Origin of the sequence: Mycobacterium bohemicum DSM 44277 (genome assembly GCF_001053185.1) — a bacterium.
Classification (GTDB): Bacteria; Actinomycetota; Actinomycetes; order Mycobacteriales; family Mycobacteriaceae; genus Mycobacterium; species Mycobacterium bohemicum.
Genome location: NZ_CSTD01000001.1, coordinates 1,867,436 through 1,876,212, shown reverse-complemented (window position 1 = coordinate 1,876,212; position 8,777 = coordinate 1,867,436). Strand labels below are relative to the sequence as shown.

At 71.6% G+C, this 8,777-nt stretch carries 7 protein-coding genes; 2 read left to right on the top strand and 5 right to left on the bottom strand.

The window, feature by feature from the left end; translation table 11 throughout:
* From BN971_RS08540 to clpS, 4 genes are all read right to left on the bottom strand, one after another.
* On the bottom strand, positions 1-644 hold a 644-nt coding region (locus BN971_RS08540; protein ID WP_090349922.1), incomplete at its 3' end, for a rhomboid family intramembrane serine protease.
* A gap of 29 nt (positions 645-673) precedes the next feature.
* Positions 674-1,726, bottom strand: coding sequence for a P1 family peptidase (locus tag BN971_RS08535; RefSeq protein ID WP_085183183.1), 1,053 nt, complete (start codon positions 1,724-1,726; stop codon positions 674-676).
* Positions 1,727-1,742: 16 nt separating this feature from the next.
* Positions 1,743-2,324: an oxidative stress transcriptional regulator AosR gene (aosR, locus tag BN971_RS08530; RefSeq protein WP_085183184.1), complete on the bottom strand. Its 582-nt coding sequence runs from the start codon at positions 2,322-2,324 to the stop codon at positions 1,743-1,745.
* A gap of 24 nt (positions 2,325-2,348) precedes the next feature.
* Positions 2,349-2,666: an ATP-dependent Clp protease adapter ClpS gene (clpS, locus tag BN971_RS08525; protein WP_085183185.1), complete on the bottom strand. Its 318-nt coding sequence runs from the start codon at positions 2,664-2,666 to the stop codon at positions 2,349-2,351.
* Between the two features lie 55 nt (positions 2,667-2,721).
* On the opposite strand from clpS, the gene BN971_RS08520 reads away from it, so the two are divergent.
* Both BN971_RS08520 and BN971_RS08515 read left to right on the top strand, forming a co-directional pair.
* Positions 2,722-4,041: a nicotinate phosphoribosyltransferase gene (locus BN971_RS08520; RefSeq protein ID WP_085183186.1), complete on the top strand. Its 1,320-nt coding sequence runs from the start codon at positions 2,722-2,724 to the stop codon at positions 4,039-4,041.
* An 8-nt stretch (positions 4,042-4,049) separates the two neighbouring features.
* Positions 4,050-6,035 (top strand): ATP-dependent DNA helicase, encoded by a 1,986-nt coding sequence (locus tag BN971_RS08515; RefSeq protein WP_090349920.1) that lies wholly within the window; start codon positions 4,050-4,052, stop codon positions 6,033-6,035.
* Here BN971_RS08515 and glgP read toward each other — a convergent pair.
* Positions 6,019-8,631: an alpha-glucan family phosphorylase gene (glgP, locus tag BN971_RS08510; RefSeq protein WP_085183188.1), complete on the bottom strand. Its 2,613-nt coding sequence runs from the start codon at positions 8,629-8,631 to the stop codon at positions 6,019-6,021. The two genes, BN971_RS08515 and glgP, sit on opposite strands and share 17 nt — an antisense overlap.
* Positions 8,632-8,777 lie beyond the last annotated feature (146 nt).

Genomic DNA, 8,777 nt, shown 5'->3' with positions numbered 1-8,777 from the left:
CGCGCCCGCGCCTTGCGTTCGGGCGCGGACAACACGTAGGCCGCGATGACGCCCGCGATCGCTCCGCACAGGTGGCCCTGCCACGACACGCCACCGCACTGGTGCAGCACCGGCATCGCCCCGAGCAGGACGCCGCCGTAGACGAACAGCACGACCAGCCCGACGATGATGTTCCACACCCGGCGGACGAACAGCCCGAACACCAGCAGGAAGGCCAGCCAGCCGAAAATCAGGCCCGAGGCCCCGATGTGATCGGTCGGACCGCAGGAGCTGCCCACGTTGCCGATGAGCCAGGTGCCGAACCCACCCAGGACCCAGACGATCACCGTGGCCCACACGAAGCGGGACATTCCGGCCAGCGTCATCAGGAAGCCGAGCACCAGCAGCGGGACGGTGTTGGCCGCCAGGTGCTGCCAGTTGGCGTGCAGGACCGGCGCGAAGACGATGCCCCACAGGCCGTCGGTCGTCAGCGGCCTGATGCCGTTGGAGTCCAGCCTGCCGCCGTCGAGCTGGTCGATCAGCTCGACCAGGTAGAGCAGGGCGACGAAGGTGAGGATGGCGGCCCCGCCGACGAACCACTCGGGCCGCTTCTTGGCCTGGGTCGCCGGAACGCCGGAACGTCCCCTCGGCGTGCTCCTCGCCATCGCTGCCCTTTCGACTCGGCCCGTCCAGGCTACCGGGGCGGCCCGCCGAACGCGCCGGGCAACACGTCGCGGTAGGTCGGGATGGCGGCGACCGATTCGGCGGCGAGCACCCCGGCCAGCACCGCCCGCATGAGGCAGTCGGCCGCCGCGATGCCCACCTCGGTCACCAGCCGCGTATCGGGGGCGAACGCCGCGGGCACCGGCTTCCCTGCGGCCGGGGGCGCGGCCTCGGGCGCCATTTCGATGGCCCCCGTCGCGAGCGCGAACACCGTGTCGCCGTCCAGCGGCGTGTGGGCCGGGCGGATCGCACGGGCCAGTCCGTCGTGGGCGGCGGCGGCGATCCGCCGGCACGCGGCCGCGCTCACCGCGGCGTCGGTCGCCACCACCGCGATCGTGGTGTTCAACGGGTTCAGCGGCGAGGGCAACCGGCCGAACGCCTCGATCTGGTCGGGCGGCGGCGGCCTCAGCCCGAACTCGTCGGCCAGCTCGGCCAGCCACGGCAGGCCCGTGGCCCGGTCGACGACGTCGCCCGCGGAGTTGACCGCGACGACCGCGCCGACGGTGACGCCGGACCCCAGCGTCGTCGAGGCGGTGCCGACGCCGCCCTTGAGCACCCCGGCCCGGGCACCGACGCCGGCGCCGACGCACCCGGCTGCCCGGGATTGCGCGGCCGCTTCGCACGCCCGGTAGCCGAACTCGGCCGTCGGCCGGCGGTCCCAGCCGCCGACCGGCAGATCGAAGATCACGGCGCCGGGCACGATGGGCACCACGCCGCCCTCCATCGCCACCCCGCGGCCCTGTTCCTCCAGCCAGGCCATGACGCCGTCCGCGGCGCCCAGGCCATAGGCGCTGCCGCCGGCGAGCAGCACGGCGTCGACGAACCGCACGGTGTTCGCCGGGTCGAGCAGATCGGTCTCCCGGGTGCCCGGCGCACCGCCGCGGCAGTCCACGGCCCCGACCGTGCCGGGCGGGGTCAGCACCACGGTGACGCCGCAGGCCCACCCCGCGCCCAGCGACGCGTCCGGGTCCAGGCGGTGGTAGTGACCCACCCGGATGCCCCCGACGTCGGTGATGGAACTCATCGGGCCGCCGGCGGGATCATCGCGATCCCATCAACACCAGCACGAGGTACTCCTGCAGCACGGTCAGCCACTGGTAGACGTCGAAGTGCACGGCCAGCGGATGGTCGGCCGGCAACCGTTCGGGCCCCTGCGGGCCGACCTCGAGCATGACGCCGAGCGTCAGCCGGATGTCGTTGACCGCCGCGACCCACGCGTCCGCGTCGTCGGCCGTCAGCTCGAACTTGCCCCCGTTGTCCGGGACGGTGTCCAACAAACGCTGGGCCGCAACACGTTTGGCGCCGATGATCTCGGGCTCGTGCAGGCTGCGCAGCGCGGCGTTGAGGTTCTCCGGGACGTCGGCGGGCGAGCCGTCGCCGTCGGCGGGCTTGATGAAGTCGGGCAGCAGCCGGCGCAGGGTCGGATCCCCCGGCGGGTCGGCATTCCCGGTCTTGATCCCGGTGATCTCCTCGAGTTCGTCTGCCGGCGAGGAGGATTCGCGCTCGTCGAGGAGGCCGATCATCGCCCCGGCCAGGTTCGTCAACAGGGCGGCCTCATGCGAGGCCAGGGAGGACCGAAAACGGGGACCGTTCGCGGTCTCGACGCGCTTCCATTTGCGCACAGCGTATCGCCGGTGCCTCGGCGCTCAGCTGTCCTGCTGCATCGTCGCCCACAGTCCGGCGGCATGCAGCTTGGACACGTCGACCTCCATGTTCTCCCGGCTCCCCGCCGACACCACGGCCTTTCCCTCGTTGTGCACCTGCAGCATCAGTTTGGTGGCGTGCGGCTCGCTGTAGCCGAACAGCTTCTGGAACACATAGGTCACGTACGTCATCAGGTTGACCGGGTCGTCCCACACGATGGTGACCCAGGGACTGGCCGTGGCGACCTCCGCGGCCGTCTCGCGTTGCCCGGTAGTGCCCGGCAGCGACTTCGGCTCCGTGGGCGCTGACGCAACAACCATGGCCCCCACGATACCGAGGCACACGCCGGGCGACGTCAGCCGTTACCGTTGCGGAATGAACGAGCCGGTCCTGGCTGGGCTGCTGACCGACAAATACGAGCTGACCATGCTGGCGGCGGCGCTGCGTGACGGCACAGCCAACCGCAGGACCACGTTCGAGATGTTCGCGCGGCGACTGCCCGACGGCCGCCGGTACGGCGTGGTCGCCGGGACCGGCCGGCTGCTGGAAGCCTTGCCGCACTTCATCTTCGATGACCGCGCCTGTGAGTTGCTGGCGGAGTTCCTCGACCCGGAAACGGTAGGTTACCTGCGCGACTTCCGGTTCCGCGGCGACATCGACGGCTACGCCGAGGGCGAGCTGTACTTCCCCGGATCCCCCGTGCTTTCGGTGACCGGCAGCTTCGCCGAGTGCGTGCTGCTCGAAACGCTGGCGCTGTCGATTTTCAACCACGACACCGCGATCGCGTCCGCAGCGGCGCGCATGGTCAGCGCCGCGCGGGAGCGTCCGCTGATCGAGATGGGGTCCCGGCGCACGCACGAACGGGCGGCCGTCGCCGCGGCCCGCGCCGCCTACATCGCCGGGTTCACCGCGACGTCCAACCTCGAGGCGCAGAAGCAATACGGCATACCGACGGAGGGCACGTCCGCGCACGCGTTCACCATGCTGCACGCCAGCGCCGAGGGCCCGGACGAACCGGCCGCGTTCCGCGCTCAGGTGGACGCGCTGGGCGCCGGCACCACCCTGCTGGTGGACACCTACGACGTGACCGAAGGAGTGGCCAACGCCGTGGCCGCGGCCGGCACCGGGCTCGGTGCGGTCCGCATCGACTCCGGCGAGCTCGGCGCGCTGGCCCGCCAGGTGCGTGACCAGCTCGACGGGCTGGGCGCCACCCGGACCCGCATCGTGGTGTCCGGCGACCTCGACGAGTTCTCCATCGCGGCGCTGGGCGCGGAGCCGGTGGACAGCTTCGGCGTCGGCACCTCACTGGTCACCGGTTCCGGCGCCCCGACCGCCAACATGGTCTACAAGCTCGTCGAAGTGGACGGCATGCCGGTCCAAAAACGCAGCAGCCACAAGGAAACCCGCGGCGGCCGCAAGGAGGCCCTGCGCCTGTCCCGCCCGACCGGAACCATCACCGAGGAGGTGGTCCATCCGGCGGGGCGCCCACCGACCACGAGAGAACCGTTCCGGGTGCTGACCACCCCGCTGGTCCGCGCCGGGGAGCCGGTCACCGAGCCGAACCTGGCGGCGGCACGCGAGCTCGTGGCCTCGGGCCTGCGCAGCCTGCCGTGGGAGGGGCTGAACCTGTCCCACGGCGACCCGGCGATCCCGACCGCGCAGGTCTCGGCACCGCAGCGCCAGCACGCCCCCTAGCGAAGAGAGTGACCACGTCCGAGGTATCCGTGCCCGAGTTGCTGGCCAAAGCCGTGGCGGCGCTCGGCGGCAGCGAACGGCCCGGCCAGGTGGAGATGGCCGCCGCGGTGGCGCGCGCGTTCGAAACGGGCGAGCACCTCGTCGTGCAGGCCGGCACCGGGACCGGCAAGTCGCTCGCCTACCTGGTCCCCGCGATCGTGCGCGCCCTGGGCGACGACTCACCCGTCGTCGTCTCGACGGCCACGATCGCGCTCGAGCGCGACCTGCCCCGCCTGGCCGACTCGCTCGCCGGCGCCCTGCCGCGCCCGCCGCGGTTCGCCCTGCTCAAGGGGCGGCGTAATTACCTGTGCCTGAACAAGGTTCACAACGGCGGCGCCGACGAGGAGGGCACCGGCGACGTGCCGCAGGAGGAACTGTTCAATCCCCTGGCGGCGACGGCCCTGGGCCGCGACGTGCAACGGCTCACCGCGTGGGCGTCGACCACCGAATCCGGTGACCGCGACGACCTCAAGCCCGGCGTCGCGGACCGGTCCTGGTCGCAGGTCAGCGTGTCCGCGCGTGAATGCATGGGCGTGGCGCGCTGCCCGTTCGGCACCGAATGCTTCTCCGAAAGGGCGCGGGCGACGGCCGGCCGCGCCGACATCGTGGTGACCAATCACGCCCTGCTGGCCATCGACGCGGTGGCCGAATCGGCAGTGCTGCCCGAACATTCGCTGCTGGTGGTCGACGAAGCCCACGAGTTGGTCGACCGGGTGACCTCGGTGGCCACCGCGGAGCTGACGCCCGCCGCCCTCGGGGTCGCCCTGCGCCGGATCACCCGCCTGGTCGGCCCGGAACTGAACCAGCGCCTGGAGGCCGCGACGGCCACCTTCGCCGCCGCCATCCACGACGCCACACCGGGCCGGATGGATCGCCTCGACGACGAGATGGCGACCTACCTGGCGGCACTGCGCGACGCGGCGAGCGCTGCGCGATCGGCGATCGACACCACCAGCGACGCGAAGGCCTCCGCGGCGCGCGCCGAAGCCGTTGCCGCGCTGAGCGAGATATCCGACACCGCGTCGCGGATCCTGGCGTCGTTCGCGCCCGCGATACCCGACCGCACCGACATCGTCTGGCTGGACCACGAGGACAACCGCGGGTCGCCGCGCCCGGTGCTACGGGTCGCGCCGCTATCGGTGGCAGACCTGTTGCGCGGCAAGGTGTTCGCCCGCTCGACCACCGTCCTGACGTCGGCCACGCTGACGGTCGGCGGCTCGTTCGACGCGATGGCCGCGGCCTGGGGGCTCGCCAACACCGAGGCCGCCGAGGCCGAAAGCTGGCGGGGACTCGACGTGGGCTCGCCGTTCCAGCACGCCAAGGCCGGCATCCTGTACGTGGCCGCTCATCTGCCGCCGCCGGGCCGCGACGGCACCGGTTCCGCCGAGCAGCTCACCGAAATCGCCGAACTGATCACCGCCGCGGGCGGGCGCACCCTGGGCCTGTTCTCGTCGATGCGGGCCGCCCGCGCCGCCGCGGAGGCCATGCGCGCCACGCTGTCGACGCCGGTGCTGTGCCAGGGCGACGACACCACCTCCGCGCTCGTCGAGCAGTTCAGCGCCGACCCCGAGACGTCACTGTTCGGCACCCTGTCCCTGTGGCAGGGCGTCGACGTGCCGGGCCCGTCGCTGTCGCTGGTGATCATCGACCGCATCCCGTTCCCCCGGCCCGACGACCCCCTGCTGGGGGCGCGGCAGCGTGCGGTCGCCGCGCGCGGGGGCAACGGCTTCATGGCCGTCGCCGCCAGCCACGCCGCGCTGCTGCTGGCTCAGGGGTCGGGCCGGCTGCTGCGCCGCGTCTCCGACCGCGGGGTGGTCGCGGTGCTCGACTCGCGGATGGTCACCGCCGGCTACGGGCGCTACCTGAGGGACTCGCTGCCGCCGTTCTGGCAGACGACCAACGCGGCGCAGGTGCGCGCCGCCCTGGAGCGGCTGAGGACTAGCGGGCCAGCGTGACCAGTCCGAGCTCGTTGGGGGCCGCGAGCATCGGGTGCTGGGGCAGCACGCGGACCGTGTAGCCCACCGCCCCGGCCAGCGGCAGCGGCGTCGTCGTCGAGAAGATCTCGTAGCCGCCCTCGGCGGTCGCGGTGTGCGACATCTCCACGGTCACCGGATCCAGCAGCGTGTCGGTGGAGTCGGCGCGGCCCAGCACGGCCTGCACCATGACCTCGTCGGGCCGCAGTCCCGCCAGCTGCACGGTCGCGGTCAGGGTCAGCTTGGAGCCGAGCTGCGGGGTATCGGGCAGGCCGGTGCTGTCGACGTCGGTGATCGCGATCTTGGGCCACGCCTGCTGCACCCGCCGGCGGTAGGCGGCCAGCTCGCGGGCCGCGCCGAACGCGTCGCCCCGGTCGGCGCCGTCGGGCGCCGCAACGGTCCGGCGCAGCGACCGCGCGGCCGGCATGTAGTACTGCTCCACGTAGTCGCGCACCATGCGCGAGGCAAGCACCTTCGGGCCCAGCGTCTGCAGGGTGTGGCGCACCATCTCCATCCAGCGCGGCGGCACCCCCTGCTCGTCGCGCTCGTAGAACTTCGGCGCGACGGCCTGCTCCAGCAGGCTGTACAGGGCCGCGGACTCCAGGTCGTCGCGGCGGGTCTCGTCGTTGACGCCGTCGGCCGACGGTATCTCCCAACCGTTTTCGCCGTCGTACCACTCGTCCCACCAGCCGTCGCGGATGGACAGGTTGAGCCCGCCGTTCAACGCGCTCTTCATCCCCGACGTGCCGCAGGCCTCCAGCGGCCTCAGCGGGTTGTTCAGCCAGACGTCGCAGCCCCAATACAACAGCCGCGCCATCGACATGTCGTAGTCGGGCAAAAAGGCGATGCGGTGGCGCACCTGCGTCCGGTCGGCGAACCGGACCACCTGCTGAATGAGCGCCTTGCCCCCGTCGTCGGCCGGGTGCGACTTGCCGGCGACGATCAGCTGGATCGGGCGCTCCTTGTTGAGCAGCAGCTGTTCGAGCCGGTCGGGGTCACGCAGCATGAGCGTCAGCCGCTTGTAGGTCGGCACCCGCCGGGCGAAGCCGATGGTGAGCACGTTCGGATCGAAAGCCGTTGCGATCCAGCCCAATTCGGCTTCCGAGGCGCCGCGCTCCAGCCACGACCGGCGCAACCGGCGGCGCACGTCGTCGACCAGCAGTGCGCGCAGTTGGGAGCGGATCCACCACAGGTGGCCGATGTCGACCTGCTGCAGCCGCAGCCAGACGCCGGGGTCGCCGAACGAGTCCGAGCCGAGCAGCTCGCGGCCCAGCTGCAACCATTGCGGCGCCGCCCAGGTACGCGCGTGCACCCCGTTGGTGATCGACCCGATCGGCACCTCCTCGGGGTCGAACCCGGGCCACAGCTCGTTGAACATGGCGCGGCTGACCCGCCCGTGCAGCAGCGAGACGCCGTTGGCGCGTTGGGCCAGCCGCAGGCCCATGTGCGCCATGTTGAATTTGGCGGGATCGTCCTCGGCGCCCAGCGCGACGATCCGATCGGTCGCCACGCCCGGCAGCAGCGTGGACTCGCCGGTGGCGTCGGCCTTCCCGCCGAGGTAGCGCACCACCAGGTCCACCGGGAACCGGTCGATGCCGGCGGGCACCGGGGTGTGGGTGGTGAACACGGTGGACGACCGCACCACCGTCAACGCGGTGTCGAAGTCCAGCCCCTGCTCGGCGATGAGCTCGCGGATGCGTTCGACGCCCAGGAATCCGGCGTGGCCCTCGTTCATGTGGAAGACCTCGGGCGCGGGCAGCCCCTCGATGGCGGTGAACGCGCGGATCGCGCGCACCCCGCCGATGCCGGCCAGTATCTCCTGTTTCAGGCGGTGTTCCTGGTCCCCGCCGTAGAGGCGGTCGGTGACGCCGCGCAGATCGTGCTCGTTCTCCGGCACGTCCGAATCGAGCAACAGCAGCGGGACGCGACCCACCTGCGCCACCCACACATGGGCGTGCAGCTGCGCCGAGTCGGGAAGCGTCAGCGCTATCACCACGGGATCGCCACCGGCGTCGGTCAGCAGCCGCAACGGCAGCCCCTGCGGGTCCAGCGACGGGTAGGTCTCGTTCTGCCAGCCGTCCGCGGTCAGCGACTGGCGGAAATACCCGGAGCGGTAATAGAGGCCCACCGCGATCAGCGGGACGCCGAGGTCCGACGCCGACTTCAGGTGGTCACCGGCCAGGATCCCCAAGCCGCCGGAGTAATTCGGCAGCACCTCGGCGACCCCGAACTCCATCGAGAAGTAGGCGATGCCGCTCGGGGCGTCGCCGCCGTCGGCTTCCTGTTGCTGATACCACAGGGGGCGGCTCAGATAGTCGTTGAGATCGGCGGCCAGCTCGTCGAGCCGGGTCAGGAAGCTCTCGTCGAGCGCCAGTTCGTCAAGACGGGCCGGGTTCACGCCGCCGAGCATGGCGACCGGGTCCGCGCCGCACCGCTCCCACAGCGCCGGGTCGATGGACGCGAACAGGTCCTGCGTCGGTTTGTCCCACGACCAGCGGAGGTTTGTCGAGAGCTGATCGAGCGCGGTGAGGCGCTCCGGGAGGTGAGCACGGACAGTGAACCGGCGAAGGGCTTTCACGCGCCATACCTTACTGAGGATTTCGGTGCGCGCACGGCGACCGCAACACACGTCTACCGCCGAGGGTGTGACCTGACACTAGGCTGGGTATCGGTTAAGTGTTGGGGCGGCGACGCAGCTTCCCCGCAGAGGAAGTCCCACGGCAG

Coding starts and splice junctions, on each gene's coding strand:
- BN971_RS08520 (WP_085183186.1), top strand. CDS start 2,722: ATGAACGAGCCGGTCCTGGCTGGGCTGCTGACCGACAAATACGAGCTG.
- BN971_RS08535 (WP_085183183.1), bottom strand. CDS start 1,726: ATGAGTTCCATCACCGACGTCGGGGGCATCCGGGTGGGTCACTACCAC.
- clpS (WP_085183185.1), bottom strand. CDS start 2,666: ATGGTTGTTGCGTCAGCGCCCACGGAGCCGAAGTCGCTGCCGGGCACT.